A 17,668-nucleotide genomic window follows, 5' to 3' on the forward strand; every position below is an offset into this window, starting at 1 on the left:
TAGGGTCCTACCTGTGCTTTGACTTATCCACAGATTGTTCACAGAAACATACATTTTGCGTTGAGGCAGGGATCGGGGGTAATACTCCCCCCGACGGGAGCTGCCACCGCTCCGCCGAGGGACAGAGGCATGAACGAGATCAGCACGATACCGGGCAACCTGCCCGCTGCAACAGATGCGCGCCCGGACGAGGTGCAGGGCATCCTGCCGCACCATATCGAGGCGGAACAGCAGCTTCTGGGTGCCATCCTGACCAATAACGACGTCTATGACCGGGTTGCCTCGATCATCAATTCCAGCCATTTCTACGAGCCGGTACACCAGCGCATCTATGAAATCGCCGCAAGCCGCATTGCCAAGAACGCGCTGGCCTCTCCGGTCACGCTGAAGGCGTTCATGGAAGATGACGAGGGTCTGAAGGAACTGGGCGGGCCTGCCTATCTGGCGCGTCTGGCCGGGGCTGCGATTTCCTCTTTCGCGGCGCGCGATTATGCGCAGATGATTTACGATCTGGCGATCCGGCGTGAACTGATCCGGCTGGGGGAAGATATTTCCGCCAAGGCCGCGAAGGTTGATATTTCCTCGGAACCCAAGGAACAGATCGTTGAGGCCGAACAGCAGCTTTACAAGCTGGGCGAGGCCGGACAGGTCGACAGCGGATTTCAATCCTTTCTCAAGGCCGTCACCGGGGCGGTGCAGAACGCAAATGCCGCGTATGAGCGCGGCGGCGGCATGGCCGGGATTTCCACCGGGCTGATTGACCTCGACAAGAAGATGGGGGGCCTGCACCCGTCTGACCTGATCATTCTGGCCGGGCGTCCGTCGATGGGGAAAACCTCATTGGCCACCAACATCGCCTTCAACGTTGCCAAAGCCTATAAAAAGGGGCTGAAACCGGACGGGTCAGAAGGGGCGATTGATGGCGGCGTGGTCGGGTTCTTCTCGCTTGAGATGTCGGCCGAACAGCTGGCGGGCCGGATCCTGGCAGAAGCGGCCGAGATTTCGTCCCACACCATTCGTCAGGGGGATTTCCAGGAGGATGAGTTCCGCCGCTTGGTGCAGGCGGCCAAGGATCTGGAAAGCTGCCCGCTGTTCATTGACGACACCCCGGCCCTGCCCATTTCGCAACTGGCGGCACGGGCGCGGCGTCTGAAACGGACCCACGGGCTGGACCTGCTGATCGTCGACTATCTGCAGCTCTGCCGCGGCATGGCCGACAACCGGGTGAACGAGATTGCCGAGATTTCCATGGGGATGAAGGCGATTGCGAAAGAGCTGAACATCCCGGTGATTGCGCTTTCACAGCTGTCTCGTCAGGTGGAAAGCCGGGATGACAAACGCCCGCAACTTTCGGATCTGCGGGAATCGGGCTCGATCGAGCAGGATGCCGACGTGGTGATGTTTGTCTATCGCGGCGAGTATTACAAAGAGCGTGAGAAACCCGGGGATCACGAGCTGGACCGGATTGCCGAATGGCAGGAAGAGATGGAGCGCCTGCATGGCAAGGCCGAGGTGATCCTGGGCAAGCAGCGTCACGGTCCGATTGGCACGGTGGAGCTGAGCTTCGAGGCGCGCTTTACCCGATTTGGCAATCTGGTCAAGGAATGGCAGCAGGGGGCGGATCAGCAGTTCTGACGCTCCAACACAGGTGAGGGCTCCCACTCACGGACCCTCTATCGAGCAGATGGCCACGGCAAACGATCCGGCGGCCAGAGAGCAGTAGGGCAAGACAGCCCACGAGGAGGAGGCAGGACAGCGGATGGTGGTGACAGGATTGAACCACATCACGTTGGCCACCTCCGACCTCGCCCGGTCCGTCGGGTTTTATCGTGACCTGCTTGGCGCCACCCTGCGCGCCCATTGGGCGGGCGGCGCCTATCTGGAGCTGGGGGACATCTGGCTATGCCTGATGCAAACGGCGGGTGATATCCCTGTCCGGACGGATTACACCCACCTCGCCTTTTCCTGCGAAGCGGCTGAGTTTGCGGCCCTGTCCGATCGCATCCAGACCCAGGCCGCGCTGTGGCAGGAGAACAGCTCGCACGGCGCGTCGCTTTATTTCCTTGATCCGGACGGGCATCAGCTGGAGCTGCATCTGGGGGATCTCGAAACCCGTCTGGCCCATTACCGGGCACATCCGGAAAAGGGCGTGACGGTGATCAATTGACCGTCCAATCCGCCACCTTCCCATTCCCCCCCTGCGCCAAGGCGTAATGGGCGGTGCCTCCGGCGGGGATATTTAAGACAAGAAAAAAGCGGTAGCCGCGTCCCGGCGACTGGCCGTGGCTCAGCCCCCGGCGGCGCGGGGCCGGACCGCAGCAAGCCGGGTCAGCGGCGAAAATCTGTGATCATCATGTAATCCTTGCGCGGACCGGTGACGCGCCAGGTGGCGCGCCAGTCTGGCCAGCGCGAGAAATTATAACTCACTTCGTAATCATCAGGGGGGCAGTGGTGAAACCCCGTGGCGGTATCCCCCGACAGGCCAATACGGTGGAAATCCCGCCCATCTTCAAACAGCACCAGCACCCCATCCGCATCCGGCCGCCAGAGGTAGCGGCGGGTTGCCTGCATGGCCGTCGGGCCGTTTGGGCCGGTGGGAAGACGCAGCTCTCCCGCTTCGTCATAGCGCAGCCCCTCCGCATCCGGCGTGAACGTGGCGACCCCTTCGAAACATCCGGTGCTGCCTGCCTTGGCATCTTCGATCCGCCGGGTCAGGTGCCAGCGGCCTTCGAAATCGGAAAGTTGCAGCGTCACTTGATCCCTCCTTCATAAATCGCCCCACGCGCGCCGACAAAGCGCACCTGATCCCCGGCGCGCAGCATGTCATAGCAGTCCACATGGGATGCAGGCGGCCAGGAAGAGCAATACTGATCCTCTTTGACAAACCACCGGCCCCAGCTCTCTCCGCCGGCCACGTAAAGCGTGCGCCCATCGGCGTGGAACAGTTGCCAGCGCCCCTGATCCTTGCCGGAATACACCACCCGTGCATCCGTAAGGGCGGCGCGAATCTCCTCCCCGCGCATGGGCAGAAAAGCGTCCCCGGCCTGCGCATTCTGGACATTTCCCAGCATGATTGTCGCTAACAGCACCGCAATCCGCCCCATCTGCCTCCCCTTCTCTTGATCTGCCGCACCGCAGCAGTCTATGACACCGCCAACCGGAGCCACAACGCAAAAAAGGCCGTGACATGATCCCACGCTATTCCCGCCCCGAAATGGTCGCCATCTGGTCGCCCGAAACCAAGTTCAAGATCTGGTACGAGATCGAGGCCCATGCCTGCGACGCCATGGCCGATCTGGGCGTGATCCCGCGCGAAAACGCCGATGCCGTCTGGAAAGCCAAAGATGTCGAGTTTGACGTCGCCCGCATTGATGAGATCGAAGCGGTGACCAAACATGACGTGATCGCCTTCCTCACCCACCTCGCTGAACATGTGGGCTCGGAAGAGGCGCGCTTTGTGCACCAGGGCATGACCTCATCCGACGTGCTGGACACCTGCCTGAACGTGCAGCTGGTGCGCGCCGCCGACATCTTGCTTGATGGGATGGACAAGGTGCTAGCCGCGCTGAAGAAACGCGCGCTGGAGCACAAGGACACGGTCCGCGTGGGCCGCTCGCACGGTATCCACGCCGAACCCACCACCATGGGGCTGACCTTCGCACGGTTCTACGCCGAGATGGACCGCAACAAGAACCGTCTGGAAAAGGCCCGCTGGGAAGTGGCCACCGGCGCGATTTCCGGCGCGGTTGGCACCTTTGCCAATATTGACCCCGCCGTTGAAGAGCATGTCTGTGAGAAGCTGGGCCTGCGCCCCGAGCCGATCTCGACCCAGGTGATCCCGCGTGACCGCCACGCCATGTTCTTCGCCACGCTGGGCGTGATTGCTTCGTCGATTGAAAACATCGCCGTGGAAATCCGCCACATGCAGCGCACTGAAGTTCTGGAAGGCGCCGAGTTCTTCTCAATGGGCCAGAAGGGCTCATCCGCCATGCCGCACAAGAAAAACCCGGTCCTGACCGAAAACCTGACCGGTCTGGCCCGTCTGGTGCGCATGGCCGTGGTGCCGGCGATGGAAAACGTGGCGCTGTGGCACGAGCGCGACATCTCGCACTCATCCGTTGAGCGCGCGATTGGCCCGGACGCCACCGTGACCCTGGACTTTGCCCTGCATCGTCTCGCGGGTGTGGTCGAGAAAATGCTGATCTTCCCCGACAACATGCTGGACAACATGAACAAATTCCCCGGACTGGTCATGTCGCAGCGCGTGTTGCTGGCCCTGACCCAAGCGGGTGTGTCGCGTGAAGATGCCTATTCCATGGTGCAGCGCAACGCGCTTAAGGTCTGGGAAGAACGTCTGGACTTCCGCGAATTGCTGCTGGCCGATGAAGCCGTGGTTGAAGCCCTCGGCGTTGACGCGATCAACGAGAAATTCGACATGGGCTATCACACCAAACATGTCGACACGATCTTCAAACGGGTGTTCGGCGAATAACCACCGCCCGATTTCGCAAAAATCGTGTTCCGTGCTATCATGGGGTCCTTCACCAAGGAGGGCCCCATGTTTTTTAGGAAATGTCTGGTCGGGTGCATCCTGACCTTCACCGCGTTTCTCACCCCTGCTTATGCCTGCGAACAGCATGAAAAACAGGCGCAAAGCTGCCTGGCGGGGCATGAGTGGAATGAGGATGCCAAGACCTGCGTGCCGGTGGTGTCAAGCTGACAACCCAGCGCGCCGAATTGCAGTTTCTTCTCAGGGGGTAAGCGGCTGTTAACATCGCTCTGCCACAATGCCCGCAAGACGGGATTGAGGAGCAGGCCTTGAACAACGCGCTTACACCGATGGACAATGATGTGGTTTTGCCCGGTGAGCTGCCGGAATTTGGCGTGATGCCAACCGGTGCCCCCATGGGGCAGCCCCCTTTCATGTCCCCGCCCCGACACTTGTCCAAGAAACAAAAGGCGGCGATCATCATCCGCCTTTTGCTCGCAGAAGGGGCGCAGCTTCCCCTCTCTGGTCTGCCCGAGGCCATGCAAAGCGATCTGATTGAAAACATGTCGGAAATGCGCCTTATCGACAAAGGCACCGTGGCGGCCGTGGTCGATGAGTTCATCAGCGAAATGCAGGAGGTGGGTCTTACGTTTCCCGGCGGGCTGGAAGGGGCGTTGGACATTCTCGATGGCACGTTGGACCCGACAATGATTGCGCGCGTGCGCAAAAATGCTGGCGTCAAGATCACGGGCAATCCGTGGGAAACCATCGCAGGGATCGACCCCAAGAAGCTGTTGCCCATCTTGGAAGAGGAAAGCACCGAAGTGGCGGCGGTTCTGCTGTCGAAGCTCAAAGTCTCTGTGGCGGCTGAGCTGTTGGGGCAATTGCCCGGCCCGCGCGCGCGAAAAGTGGCTTATGCGGTCTCACTGACCGGAAATATCTCGCCGGAAGTGGTGCATAAAATTGGCCGGTCTCTGGCCGAGCAGCTTGATGCCCAACCTGTCAGCGCCTTCACGGACGGGCCGGTGGAACGCGTCGGCGCGATCCTCAACTTCTCCCCCGCGGCCACCCGCGACGATGTACTGAACGGGCTGGACGAAGAAGATCAGGTCTTTGCCGAGGAAGTGCGCAAGGCGATCTTTACCTTCGCCAATATCCCCGCCCGCATCGACCCGCGTGATGTGCCGAAGATCACCAAGGATATTGATCAGGCGGTGCTGATCACGGCATTGACGGCTGCAACCGGCGAATTGGAAGCCTCGGCCGAGTTCATCCTCGGGGCCATGTCGAAACGCATGGCGGAGCAGATCCGCGAAGAAATGCAAAGCCTTGGCAAGGTCAAAGCCGCAGATGGCGAGGCTGCCATGAATGCCGTTATCTCGCGTATCCGAGAGATGGAAGGCGCGGGAGAAATTCTTCTGATCGCGGAGGATGAAGAGTAGAGCCTTTCGGGATCCCCCTGTGTCGGTTCCCCATCCTGAACCGCCAGCTGGTTTGAGACCTCCCCGTGTTTCAGTTTCCCCCGCCTCGGGCCCAAACCAAAACACCTTGCCCCAGTCAAAACGCGTTTCCTTCGCCGGACACCCCACCCGGCAGCTTGCCCTTTGCCAGAGCCGCTTTTATACCATGGAAAGACTGCGGCAATCTGCCCGTCAGATTGGATAAAGCGTTTCTACGTATTGTTAGATCACAATAATAAGTAGAAACGCCCATGCCATGTCGATGTTTCGTGCGTTTCGAGAGTATGCTGCTATGCAACCTGATCTCGAAACGTTTAGTGCAATAAAGGGATCCCATGGCCGAAACGAAATTTGAACCCAAGGCCTATCTTGCCTATCTGGGCCTTCGCGCGGTTCTTGGTCTCCCCCGGCTTTTGCCCTATACCACCCGCATCGCCACCATTGGCTGGCTGACATCCGCTGTCGTGGCCCCCATAGCCGGGTATCGCAAGCGGGTGCGCAACAACCTGTTGAAAGTATTTCCGGACATGCCCCCAGCGGAAGTGGCCCGTCTGGAACGCGAGGTGCCCAACAACGCGGGGCGGGTGCTGGCGGAGCTGTTTTCCTCGGATGATTTCGTGCGCCATCTTGGCAAGCTGGAGTTGAAAGGTCCGGGGGTTGAGGCCCTTCTCAAGGCACGTGACGCAGGACGCCCGATCATTGGCGTGTCCGGGCATTTCGGGAATTATGACGTGATGCGCCTTGCCATGGTTCAGAACGGGTTCTCGATCGGGGGGCTATATCGTCCCTTTACCAACAAATATTTCGACATGTTCTATCGCCGCGCGCTGGAAACCGTGGCCAAGCCGGTCTTTCCTCAGGGGCGCAGAGGTCTGGCCGACATGTTGCGACATCTCAGATCCGGCAACATGATCGCCATCCTTGCCGACCAGCGCGCCAATGATGGCGAGCGGTTGAAGTTTTTCGGACAGGACGCGCTGACACCGATTTCAGCGGCGGAGATGGCCCTGAAATATGACGCGCATCTGTTCTGCGCCTATGGGGTGCGGCGCGCCAACGGGGTTGATTTCGACATGGTGATCGAAGAACCGATCCCGCATGGCGATCCCAACGAGATGATGCAGGCCATCAATGACAGTCTGGAAGCACAGGTTCGTCAGAATATGGGGCAGTTCCTTTGGGTTCATAACCGCTGGCACATTCCGGCCCGCCGCCAGGACGGCAGTTAAAGCGCTTCAGGCAAAACTGAACCACGTGTTTATGGCGAGCCCCCACGACAGTGGTATCTCTTACGGCGCGCGCAGGTCACTTCAGCCGAATGGCCGCCTGTATCGGTCCCGGATAGCCTTTGGGGGTTAGCGACTGAAGCACCAGGGCTGCGGCCTGATCCTCCAGAACCGGCAAGGTCAGTTCCAGCTCCCCCGCCCCGTCCCACGTTGTCAGGGGGGTCAGTTCGGTCACGATATTGGTGTATTCAATCTGGTGGCCGGCATTTTCCCCACGGGTGATTGTCACCATTTCCGAGGGGGTGAAATGCACCAAAAGCGCAACCATCTCGGCCTCAAGTGCCGCATGGGTCACCGTTTTGGCCAGAACAACCATGCCCTGATCCGTCATGCGAGAGGACAACATCACCTGCCCCATTCGATCCCGGTGATCGTCAAGTGCTGCAAAAACATCCATCGGACGGTTGCCCACCACCTGCGTCACACCGCCAATCACCATTTGCGGCGTGTATTTGTAACGGGCTTCCGCAACCCGGCGATACCCTTCCTGCCGTTGGGTGAATTGCGGCTGGGCAAAGGTGTCTTTCCAGCCGATATAGTCCCAGTAATCCACGTGGAACGCCAGCGGCAGCAGGTCGGGATGGTCGGACATATCAGCCAGCAGCCGGTCCGCCGGCGGGCAGGAGGAACAGCCCTGTGAGGTAAACAGCTCAACCACCATCAACGACCGATCTTGCGCAGTGGCCACCCCAACCGCCATTACCATGGCCATAGCAGCCCCAAAAATCACCCGCATTCGGACACCTCTTTTTTCGTCTTACCCCGTAATAGCGCAGGCCACCCTCCGGGACCAATCAAGGTTTTGCGAGCGTTTTGTTACAGTTTGCAGCATGGCGAAATGGCCACGCTTGCGGGGCGTCACCCTTGCCTGCCAGCGGTGCAAATCGGATTTGCGTTTTCCTGAAATGCACAAGCTGTTATCCACGACAGGCGAACAGGAGGAAAACATGCGTAAAACCGTTCTCGTCACCGGCGGGGGGCGCGGCATCGGGCGCGCAATCGCCGATGATCTGGCCCGCGACCATCATGTCGTCATCACCTATTTTTCTGACAAACCTGCGGGCAAGATGTTTGCAGTCAAACATCCCGGCAGCCTCGCCATCCGCGCCGATTTCACCAATGCGGGAGAGCCTGCAGAGGTGGTCAAACTGGCCATTTCCGCCTTTGGAAAGATCGACGCGATCGTGAACAATGCAGGCCGGGTCACTGAGACAGCCTGCGACAGCGTGGACCCGGCAGAGCATGCGGCGCTTTATCAGGTCAATGTCACCGCCCCCGCCGCCATTCTGGCCGCGGCCCTGCCACATATGCCAAACGGTTCTGCCGTGGTGAACATTGCATCCGTCAATGCCGCGTCGCCCCCCCCAACCGCAGGCGCCTATGCGGCGAGCAAAGCGGCGCTCGTGGCCATGACCAAGGCGCAGGCCAAGGCGCTTGGGCCACGCGGGATCCGGGTCAATGCTCTCGCCCCGGGCCCGGTCGAAAGCGCCCATGCGCCACGCCCGGATGCGCTGCAGGCTGAGATTCGCACAGACACCGCCCTGGCACGAAATGGCCTCCCTTCTGATATGGTGGGACCCACCCGATTTTTGCTGAGCGACGCTGCCAGTTTCGTCACCGGGGAGGTTTTGACGGTTTCTGGCGGATACCGTCTCTGACGCTCACCTTATCTTAAGCTTCGGATGCAAAAAGGGGATATGCGGCGTCTTCTGCGACATATCCCCTTTCCCGTCATCGAAGCCCTCGGTTTTACCGGGTTTCTGATCCTGCTGCACCTCGCGGCCTAACTGCCAGCGTCAGAGCTCTGCACCTCTCCTGCCTTGGCAATTGCCGGGCGGATGATACTGTCGAGCACCTCTTCGGTGATTGGACCGGCAAAGCGTTTCAGGATCACCCCGTCCTTGTTGATCACAAAAGTCTCCGGCACGCCGTAAAGCCCCCAGTCCAGACCGGTGCGCCCCTTCTTGTCAGCCATCAACGCGGCATAGGGGTTGCCCAGCTCTTCAAGGAAACGCAGCGCCTTGGTGTCTTCGTCCTTGTAGTTGATGCCATAGATGGTCACGCCTTCGCGGGCGAGTGTTTCCAGCTGCGGATGTTCCGCGCGGCAGGGCGCGCACCAGCTGGCCCAGAAATTGACCAGTTTCACACCACCCTCTTTCAGGTCCTGTTCGGTGAACTCAACCCCCGTTCCCAGCGGGGTCACACTCAGCGCAGGCACCGTGCCCCCTTCGCGGGTTGAGGGCAGTGCGCGCGGGTCCTTGCCGTTTGACATGCCCCACAGGAACATGCCCGCAAGGGCCGCGAACAACAGTGGCGGCAGGATCATCAGAGGAGAGATCTTCTTTTTCTCAGCCATTTTTACGACGCTCCTCAGCGGCATTCAGGTCAGCCTTCACCTTGCGGCCCGACCGGATCGTGACAAAAATCAACGCGCCCACCAGGGCCAGGGTCAGTCCCCAGGACCACAGAATCGCGTCCGCATATTTTCCAAGCTCAAGCATCCATCATCCTTTCACGGGCCATCAGGGCATGCAGGCGGCGGCGGCGGATCTCGGTGCGGGTGCGCATCAGCAAAAGCACCACGAAAAGAAATCCGAACCCGATGATCGCCAGGACAAGCGGCTGCCAATAGACATTGGCCACGTGCTCTTCCTTATCAAGCGACAGGGACGCGCCCTGATGCAGGCCCTGGTTCCAGAAATTCACCGCATAGCGCGACAAAAGCGCAAAGACCGACCCCACAACGCAGAGGACAGAGGTCAGGTCAGCCGCTGTATCCGGGTTCTCGATCGCGGCCCAAAGCGCCATGTAGCCCAGGTAAAACAGGAACAGAATCAGAAACGAGGTCAGGCGCGGATCCCAGGCCCAATAGGTGCCCCACATCGGCTGACCCCAAACGGCCCCGGTGATCAGCGAAATCACCGTCATGGTCACCCCGATCAGCGCAGCCGCCTTTGCCGCAAGTGCGGATACATGATGGCGGCGCACCAGCCAGACCAGCGAGGTCACCAGCATCATCACCCAGATGTTGATCGCCATGGTTGACGACGGCACATGCACATAGATGATCTTGACGGAATTGCCGAAATTCGCGGCCTCCGGGGTGAAGAAGAAGCCCCAGATCAGGCCCGGCACAAGGGTGAGGACGCACAGGGCAATGGCCCAGGGCAGCACCTTGCCCGACAGGGCCATGAATTTCACCGGGTTTGCATATTCCCACAACGCATTCATGCGCTGGCCCAGCGACCTTTTTTCGGAACGGTTGGTCGTTGTTTGTGTCATCGGGTTTCCTCTACGGCTCCCATAATCGGTGGCAGGTCTGGGCGCAACATTAACCCAGGTCACAAGTGGGTGACTTGATTTATCTCAGGCTTATCTAAGATTAACACGCAAAGCAGCCGAGGCGGCAAATGGCAGCAGGGCGATGGATCCCGCCGTGATGCCCGCCATCATCAAAAGCGGCGTGGTGGCGGAAAACCCGGCCATGCCACGGGTGGCGGCCTCGGCCCCGAAAATCAGCGTCGGGATGTAAAGCGGCAGCACCAGAAGCGACATCAAAAGCCCGCCGCGTTTCAGCCCGACGGTCAGCGCAGCCCCAAAGGCACCGATCATGGAAAGGGCGGGTGTGCCCAGCAAAAGCGTGACGAAGATCCATGAAAACCCCGGGCTTTCCAACTGCATCAGCGCCCCGAAAAACGGCGCGGCCAGCGTCAGCGGCAACCCGGTGACCAGCCAATGCGCCAAGGCCTTCACCGCCACAATCCCTTCCAGAGGGATCGGTGACGTGGCCAGCAGATCGAGCGAGCCGTCTTCAAAGTCGAGCTGAAAGATCCGGTCAAGCGACAAAAGGCAGGCAAGCAGCGCCCCCACCCACAGAATACCGGGGGCAATGCGCGACAGGATATCGCCCTCTGGCCCGACGCCAAATGGCACCAATGTGGACACGATCAGGAAAAACGCCAGCCCAAGGCCAAAGCCCCCGCCTGCGCGCATCGCAAGGCGCAGATCTCGGATCAGAAGTGCAATCATAGGAAGGCCCCCTCACCTGCATCGTCAAAACCGTCGGAATGGGCAAGATCAGCAGCAGAGGTGGGATCCGCTTTGTAAGGGCCGATATCAAAGCTTGCCGCGTCCAGCCCCAGATCAATATGGGTGGCGATCAGCGCCGCCCCGCCCCGCGCCTGATGGGCGCGCACCGCATCGGCAAACAGCCCGACCGAAGGCACGTCAAGCGATACGGTCGGTTCATCCAGAAGCCAGATCGGACGACCGGTCACCAGCAGCCGTGCCAGCCCCAGGCGCCGCTTCTGTCCGGCGGAAAGATTTGCGGACGGGCGGCTCAAGAGCCCGGCCAGGTTAAACCCCTCCACCGCGCCGGAAATGTCTTCCTGCCCATGCACCGACGCCCAGAACCGCAGGTTTTCCTCGACCGTCAGCGTGGCTTTCAACCCATCGGCATGGGCGCCATAGGTCAAGGTCTCCGGCTCGGACAGAACCTCTCCGTGCAACGGGGGCTGCAACCCGGCAAGGGTGCGCAGAAGCGTGGTTTTGCCCGATCCGTTCGGCCCGCGCAGGATCAGCACCTCGCCGGGATCAAGCGAAAAGCCCACCCCTTGCAGGATCGGCACGCCACCACGGGTGACGGTCAGGTTCTCGGCCGCGAGTCGGGCGGTATGTCGGGGCAAATCAGTCATGCCAGAGGCTTAGACCGGAAGGGCCGCCAAGGCAATGCGCCGCCCCTCGGCCAGCAGCACATTATAGGTGCGGCAGGCGGCGGCGGTGGCCATGGGTTCAATACCGATCCCCGCTGCCTCAAGCGCCTAGCGCAGGGGGGTGGGGGCATGGGCAATCTCGGCACCGGTTCCATAAAACAGCACGTCGATCCCGCCGGCCAAGGCCGCAAGCGGGGTCACGTCGTCGCCATCCCAGCTGATCACCTTTTCTGCCGTCAGCAGGATCGGGCCGCGGATCACCTCACCGCCCACACGAAAGAAACCGGGGCCATAGCCATCCACCGGGGTGGCGCCTTCAAACGTGACTTCATGGAATTGCATCGGGTGACACTCCTCAGCTGTTCAGGACCGAAACCAGCCCGGACAGGGCGGATCCCGCGATGATGATATAGGCAACCCGGCGGTAAAGCCCGCTCAGGCGGGGACGAAACAGCCAGTTGCCCAGAAGGTTTCCGGCAAGGTTGGGCAACAGCGCAACCAGCCCCAGCACCAGCGGCAGGCCGACAAGCCGGCCCAGCAGCAAGAACACCGCCAGCAAGATCACGTCATAGGCCAGCAGGAAAGCCGTATTGTTGGCGCGGATCACCCTGGCCGGAAGGGGGGAGGCCATATAGAGCAGGATCACCGGCGGGCCGGGAATGCCAGCCGCCCCGCCCAGCAATCCCGCCATCCCCCCGGTGCCCCAGACCAGTCGTGGGGTCAGCTCGCCGTGATAGCGAAACCCCAAAACCAGCGCCAGGACCATTGCAAGGCTGACCAGTGAAACCGCCAGTTTGAACACGGACGGGTCCACCGCAAACAACACCGCAAGCCCCAGCGGCAAAGCGAGGATCAGACCACCGATCAGGCGCATCAGGTCCCGCGGATGCCCATCCCGCAACGCGCCGGGCAAGGCAGGCAGCGGGCCGGCAATGTCCATGACAATCAGCACCGCCACGGCGGCCACCGGGTCAATCACCTGTGATGCGATGGGAAGAAAGATAAGCGCGGTGCCAAAGCCTGCGAACCCGCGCACAAGCCCCGCCAGAAAGGCCGCAGCCAAAAGTCCTCCAAGCCCCGGCAGGGCCAGGGCTTGGAGCAGGATATCAGGCATCAATATTGGCAAACTCGTTGCCCAGATCCTTCGTCTCGGTCTTGTCCCAATTGCGTTTCACACCGAGGCGCAACAGGATGGCCGAGGCCACGAAGATCGACGAGTAGGTCCCGACAACAACACCCCAGATCATCGCAAACACAAACCCGCGGATCACGTCACCGCCCAGCACGTAAAGCGCAATCAGCGCGATCAGCGTGGTGAGCGAGGTCATCAGGGTGCGCGACAGGGTTTCATTGATCGACAGGTTCAACACTTCCCTGAGCTCTAGCGTCTTGTAGCGGCGCAGGTTCTCACGCACCCGGTCAAACACAACCACGGTATCATTGAGCGAGTAGCCAACAATGGTCAGAAGGGCTGCGATAATCGCAAGGTCGAACTTGATCCCGAGAAGCGCAAACACGCCGATGGTCAGCACAACGTCATGCACAAGAGCGGCCACCGCCCCCAGCGAGAACTGCCATTCAAACCGCAGCCAGATATAGACCAGCACCGCGCCGATCGCTGCCAGAACGGCATAGATCGCCGTCAGGATCAGCTCTCCCGAGACTTTCGGGCCAACCGATTCCACGCTTGGGAAGGTGATTGCAGGATCCACCGTGGCCAGCGCGTTTTCGATGGTCGCCATGGTCTCGGGCGTCATCGCCTCCTGACCTTCCTGCGCCTCGATACGGATCTGGCTGACATGCTGGTCGTCGCGGAAATTCACGTCATTCACTTCCACAATCGTGATGTCCCCCAACGCAAGCGGCGCCAGTGCATCCCGATAGGCCCCAACATCCACGGCCTGCGTGCTTTCCGTGCGGATCGTGGTGCCGCCGCGGAAGTCGATGCCGAAATTCAGGCCGATCACGAAGAACAGCACAACCGAGGCCACCATCGCCAGCCCCGACGCCCCAAGCGTCGCAAGCGTGGTTTTGAAAAAGTCGAACACGCGGTTTTGCGGCGCCAAACGAATGCCCTTGATCTCCAGATCACGCGGTTCTTTTCGCTCATGCCACATGACAATCATCAGCCGGGTCAGGAAAATCGCGGTGAAGACCGAGGTGATGATCCCCAGCCCCAGCGTGACCGCAAAGCCACGCACCGGACCCGAGCCCATGACAAACAGGATCACGGCGGTGATGAAGGTGGTGATATTGGCGTCCAGAATGGCCGACAGCGCCTTTTCATACCCCAGCTCGATCGCCCGCGCAGGCCCTTTGCCCGCCTTGAGCTCCTCCCGGATCCGTTCGAACACCAGCACATTGGCGTCGACCGCCATCCCGATGGTCAGAACGATCCCGGCAATACCGGGCAGCGTCAGGGTTGCCCCGATCATCGACAGAAGGCCAAAGATCATGCCGACATTCAGGATCAGCGCCACATTGGCAATCATGCCAAACCAGCCATAGGCCAGCCCCATGAAGATCAGCACACCGGCAAACGCCACCAGCGAGGCAATCTTGCCCGCATCAATGCTGTCCTGCCCCAGTTCCGGGCCGATGGTGCGCTCTTCCACATAGGTCAATTCCGCCGGCAAGGCGCCCGCCCGCAGCAGGATCGCCAGATTGGTCGATTCCTCGATTGAGAAATTGCCGGTGATAATGCCCGATCCGCCACAGATCTGTTCATTGATGCGCGGGGCCGAGATCACCTCTTCATCCAGCACAATTGCAAAAGGCGAACCAACATTTTCGCCGGTATAGTCGCAGAATTTGCGCGCACCGGATACGTTGAAGCGGAAATTCACCGCAGGCCGGCCGTTCTGATCAAAGGCAGGCTGCGCATCATTCAGCTCTTCCCCGGTCACAACCGCGGTTTTTTCCAGCGCATAATAGGTGTTTTCCTCATCCAGCGACGGGTAGAGAACACCGCGAGGACCGGGATCTGCATTGGCATTCGACGTGCGCGAGGTGACCGGGTGGAAGGTCAGCTTGGCGGTCTTGCCGATGATTTCTTTCAACTCCGAGGCTGATCCGATGCCCGGCACCTGGATCAGGATCCGATCCCGCCCCTGCCGTTGGATGGTCGGTTCTCGCGTCCCCACCTCATCCACACGGCGACGAATGATCTCAAGGGTTTGCAGGATGGTGCGGTCGTCGGTTGCGATGCGTTCCGCCTCCGACAGCGTCACCACAAACTCACCTTCACGGCCCGCGCTCACCTCGATATCGGTAGACCCGACACCCTGCAGGCTGACCACCGGCTGGGCCAGCGTCTGCACTTTTGCAATGGCCTCAGGCAGCGCCTCGGGGCGTGAGACCTTCACCCGCAACTCATCAGGCTTGCTGTCCTGACGGCGAATGGTGCCAATCGTGTCGCGCTCATCGCGCAGCAGGTTGCGCACCTCGGGCCAAAGCGCATCCATACGCGCGCCATAGACATCCTCGACCTGCACTTCGGCCAGCAAATGTGCGCCGCCCCGCAGGTCCAGCCCGAGATTGACAAGGCCGCTCGGTGCCCAGTCCGGCCAGGCGGAACGATCCGCCTCAAGCTCGGCCGTGGTGCCCGTGGTTTCAATCGCCTTCACCGCGTCATTGTGAACTTCCACACGGGTGTAAAACCCGTTGGGGGACGCAAAATACAGACCCAGGATCACCAGACCCCAGATCACCAGTCGTTTCCAAAGCGGAATTTGCAGCATGTGCCTGCCCGAATTTGCCCGTGTAACAAAGAAAACGCGGCCTCGGGGGGCTTGCCCGGGCCGCGCGATGAGGGGCTTACCCCTCGACCGGTTCGGTTTTCGACACCACCTTGGCGATGGTGGAGCGCATCACGCGCACTTTCACACCGTCGGCAATCTCGACCTCAACTTCGGCCTCGTCCTTGACGTTGGTAACCTTGCCGATGATGCCGCCCTGGGTCACCACCTTGTCATTGCGGCGCAGCGCCCCCAGCATCGCCTGATGCTCTTTCATCTTCTTTTGCTGCGGACGGATCATGAAGAAATACATGATCGCGAAAATGAGCAGCATCGGGATCAGCATCGAGTTGAGGATACCGCCCGCAGGCGCACCCGCTGCCTGGGCAAAAGCCGGAGTTACAAACATCTTATTTCCTTTTCTTCCCGGGGCGACAAAGAACCCGCCCCACCTGTCTGGCGCGCACCCTATATGGGGGCCCATTGCTTGTCCAGCAAGGGAGCGCGGGAAGGTTTGCGCAAGCGACCAAGAAGGCGGGTGACAGGCGGCGGGCAATGGTGTTTTGTGGGGGCGCATTCAATCTGGGGTTATTTATGCTCGACTTCTGGCAGGCACTCACCACCCACCCGATGACACCTTGGTTTGGGTGGCTTGGGCTGGGAACCATTCTGATCTTTGCTGCACTTGGACAAGTTCGCCCTTACATCCCCGAAGATCCCATTGAAAAACTTCAAAAAACACTTGGGGCGGCAAACCTTCCCTACAGCTTATATTTGATCCTGCTGTTATTCTGGGCAACCATTGCCCTGCTCCTGTTCACCGGCCTGCTTTCCGTGATCTGGCAAGTCATCGCGGCAATGCTGCCGGCCGCCCCCGACACAGCTGAAGGCAAAGCCGCCCAATGGGAATACCGCCTGCTGCTGACCAAACTTGCCGCGCTGACCACCGTTTTGGGCGCAACAGTTGCCCTTCCCTTCACCATCATCCGCCTGCGCCTGACCAATGAACAAAACCGCCACGCAGAAAATGTCTTGCTCAACACCAAACTGAACGAAGCAATTGAAAGCCTTCATGCCCGCTATCAAGTCACGGAAAGGCAAGGCGATGACGGCTATGTGGACATCTGGAAAGACGACATTATCAAACGCAACGGGGCCATTGATCGGCTGGAAAATCTGGCGATCAAGCACCCAGAGGAAGCCCCCCGCATCGCCCGCACCCTATGTGTCTATCTGCGCGAACTGACCCGCGATCACCGACCGGAGACACCGCCAGAGGGCGCAACCCCAGATGGGATCCGGCACTGGGCGCAAAATCTACAGGTAAAACGCTCTGATATGGAAACCGCCGCACAGGTATTGGGGCGCCTGTCTGAGAAAGCTGGCATTCCCCCCAAGGATCTCGCCATTGACCTATCCGGGGTCAATCTACAGGCCATGCGGCTGGACCGCCTCAACTTTGAACATGCGATATTGAACGCCTGCCATCTGGATGGGGCAAGGCTCAATTGGACAGAGCTCAATGGGGCAAGGCTCAATGGGGCAAAGCTCAATGGGGCAATGCTCAATGGGGCAGAGCTCAATGGGGCAAGGCTCAATTGGGCAGAGCTCAATGGGGCAAAGCTCAATGGGGCAGAGCTCAATGGGGCAATGCTCAATGGGGCAGAGCTCAATGGGGCAGAGCTCAATGGGGCAATGCTCAATAAATTCACGGACCTGAGAGATGCTGAATATGTCACAGAGTTTGTCAAATCAGCTTTCGGTGATCGCTCTGTGATCCTGCCAGATGATGTGCCCTTCCCGATAGATCGCTGGCCGGATGCGGAACTGGACAATGAGACCTATCAGGATGAATACGCGCGTTTTCGCGAAAACCCCGACGCCTACATCCCACCCCAACACCGCAACGACTAACTCCCCCCTTCCCCTACCGCGCCCAAACTGGCATATGGGCGATAGCGCCCGTTAGGGGTCGCCCACCTGT

General features: G+C 60.1%; 19 protein-coding genes and 1 pseudogene. 8 read left to right on the forward strand and 12 right to left on the reverse strand.

Features of this window, described 5'->3' with window-relative positions:
- The first annotated feature begins 129 nt into the window (after positions 1-129).
- Positions 130-1,635, forward strand: coding sequence for a replicative DNA helicase (locus XMD517_RS06195; RefSeq protein WP_055189604.1), 1,506 nt, complete (start codon positions 130-132; stop codon positions 1,633-1,635).
- 127 nt (positions 1,636-1,762) lie between these two features.
- On the forward strand, positions 1,763-2,167 hold the full coding sequence (locus XMD517_RS06200) for a VOC family protein (protein ID WP_173486701.1): 405 nt from the start codon (positions 1,763-1,765) through the stop codon (positions 2,165-2,167).
- Positions 2,168-2,328: 161 nt separating this feature from the next.
- Here the strand turns inward: XMD517_RS06200 and XMD517_RS06205 are convergent, their stop codons facing one another.
- Positions 2,329-2,754 carry a DUF6314 family protein gene (locus XMD517_RS06205; RefSeq protein ID WP_173486636.1) on the reverse strand — a complete coding sequence of 142 codons (426 nt, stop codon included), beginning with the start codon at positions 2,752-2,754 and terminating at the stop codon, positions 2,329-2,331.
- Positions 2,751-3,104: a hypothetical protein gene (locus tag XMD517_RS06210; protein WP_173486637.1), complete on the reverse strand. Its 354-nt coding sequence runs from the start codon at positions 3,102-3,104 to the stop codon at positions 2,751-2,753. Before XMD517_RS06210 ends, XMD517_RS06205 begins: the two co-directional genes overlap by 4 nt.
- 83 nt (positions 3,105-3,187) lie before the next feature.
- On the opposite strand from XMD517_RS06210, the gene purB reads away from it, so the two are divergent.
- The 4 genes from purB to XMD517_RS06230 all read left to right on the forward strand — a co-directional run bounded on the left by purB (position 3,188) and on the right by XMD517_RS06230 (position 7,178).
- Complete coding sequence (purB, locus tag XMD517_RS06215; protein ID WP_173486638.1) at positions 3,188-4,492, forward strand: adenylosuccinate lyase; 1,305 nt, start codon at positions 3,188-3,190, stop codon at positions 4,490-4,492.
- A 66-nt stretch (positions 4,493-4,558) separates the two neighbouring features.
- Positions 4,559-4,720 carry a hypothetical protein gene (locus XMD517_RS06220; RefSeq protein ID WP_173486639.1) on the forward strand — a complete coding sequence of 54 codons (162 nt, stop codon included), beginning with the start codon at positions 4,559-4,561 and terminating at the stop codon, positions 4,718-4,720.
- Positions 4,721-4,818: 98 nt separating this feature from the next.
- The gene (locus XMD517_RS06225) at positions 4,819-5,931 is read left to right on the forward strand and encodes a flagellar motor switch protein FliG (RefSeq protein WP_254449716.1); all 1,113 of its coding nucleotides are present in this window, start codon (positions 4,819-4,821) and stop codon (positions 5,929-5,931) included.
- Positions 5,932-6,284: 353 nt separating this feature from the next.
- Complete coding sequence (locus XMD517_RS06230) at positions 6,285-7,178, forward strand: lysophospholipid acyltransferase family protein (protein ID WP_055189611.1); 894 nt, start codon at positions 6,285-6,287, stop codon at positions 7,176-7,178.
- Between the two features lie 76 nt (positions 7,179-7,254).
- On the opposite strand, the gene XMD517_RS06235 is transcribed toward XMD517_RS06230, so the two are convergent.
- Positions 7,255-7,971 (reverse strand): thioredoxin family protein, encoded by a 717-nt coding sequence (locus tag XMD517_RS06235; RefSeq protein WP_173486640.1) that lies wholly within the window; start codon positions 7,969-7,971, stop codon positions 7,255-7,257.
- A gap of 211 nt (positions 7,972-8,182) precedes the next feature.
- On the opposite strand from XMD517_RS06235, the gene XMD517_RS06240 reads away from it, so the two are divergent.
- Positions 8,183-8,893 carry an SDR family NAD(P)-dependent oxidoreductase gene (locus XMD517_RS06240; RefSeq protein ID WP_173486641.1) on the forward strand — a complete coding sequence of 237 codons (711 nt, stop codon included), beginning with the start codon at positions 8,183-8,185 and terminating at the stop codon, positions 8,891-8,893.
- Between the two features lie 125 nt (positions 8,894-9,018).
- On the opposite strand, the gene XMD517_RS06245 is transcribed toward XMD517_RS06240, so the two are convergent.
- From XMD517_RS06245 to yajC, 9 genes and pseudogenes are all read right to left on the reverse strand, one after another.
- Entirely contained in the window at positions 9,019-9,591 is a 573-nt protein-coding gene (locus XMD517_RS06245) for a DsbE family thiol:disulfide interchange protein (protein WP_254449717.1), read from the reverse strand.
- Positions 9,584-9,736 (reverse strand): heme exporter protein CcmD, encoded by a 153-nt coding sequence (locus tag XMD517_RS06250; protein WP_173486642.1) that lies wholly within the window; start codon positions 9,734-9,736, stop codon positions 9,584-9,586. Before XMD517_RS06250 ends, XMD517_RS06245 begins: the two co-directional genes overlap by 8 nt.
- Positions 9,729-10,517 carry a heme ABC transporter permease gene (locus XMD517_RS06255; RefSeq protein WP_254449718.1) on the reverse strand — a complete coding sequence of 263 codons (789 nt, stop codon included), beginning with the start codon at positions 10,515-10,517 and terminating at the stop codon, positions 9,729-9,731. The genes XMD517_RS06250 and XMD517_RS06255 overlap by 8 nt, the downstream gene beginning before the upstream one ends.
- Positions 10,518-10,607: 90 nt before the next feature.
- Positions 10,608-11,264 (reverse strand): heme exporter protein CcmB, encoded by a 657-nt coding sequence (gene ccmB / locus XMD517_RS06260; RefSeq protein WP_055189618.1) that lies wholly within the window; start codon positions 11,262-11,264, stop codon positions 10,608-10,610.
- Positions 11,261-11,929: a heme ABC exporter ATP-binding protein CcmA gene (gene ccmA, locus XMD517_RS06265; RefSeq protein ID WP_173486643.1), complete on the reverse strand. Its 669-nt coding sequence runs from the start codon at positions 11,927-11,929 to the stop codon at positions 11,261-11,263. The genes ccmB and ccmA overlap by 4 nt, the downstream gene beginning before the upstream one ends.
- Positions 11,930-11,938: 9 nt before the next feature.
- Positions 11,939-12,289 (reverse strand): annotated as a pseudogene (locus XMD517_RS06270) (Mth938-like domain-containing protein).
- Between the two features lie 13 nt (positions 12,290-12,302).
- Positions 12,303-13,061, reverse strand: a complete 759-nt coding sequence (locus XMD517_RS06275; protein WP_173486645.1) for a sulfite exporter TauE/SafE family protein — start codon at positions 13,059-13,061, stop codon at positions 12,303-12,305.
- Positions 13,054-15,687, reverse strand: a complete 2,634-nt coding sequence (gene secD, locus XMD517_RS06280; RefSeq protein ID WP_173486646.1) for a protein translocase subunit SecD — start codon at positions 15,685-15,687, stop codon at positions 13,054-13,056. Before secD ends, XMD517_RS06275 begins: the two co-directional genes overlap by 8 nt.
- Positions 15,688-15,763: 76 nt before the next feature.
- Positions 15,764-16,093, reverse strand: a complete 330-nt coding sequence (gene yajC / locus XMD517_RS06285) for a preprotein translocase subunit YajC (protein ID WP_173486647.1) — start codon at positions 16,091-16,093, stop codon at positions 15,764-15,766.
- A gap of 185 nt (positions 16,094-16,278) precedes the next feature.
- Between yajC and XMD517_RS15705 the strand changes: the two genes are divergently transcribed.
- Positions 16,279-17,598 (forward strand): pentapeptide repeat-containing protein, encoded by a 1,320-nt coding sequence (locus tag XMD517_RS15705; protein WP_254450021.1) that lies wholly within the window; start codon positions 16,279-16,281, stop codon positions 17,596-17,598.
- Positions 17,599-17,668 lie beyond the last annotated feature (70 nt).

This window comes from Aliiroseovarius sp. xm-d-517, from assembly GCF_013283135.1.
GTDB lineage: Bacteria > Pseudomonadota > Alphaproteobacteria > Rhodobacterales > Rhodobacteraceae > Aliiroseovarius > Aliiroseovarius crassostreae.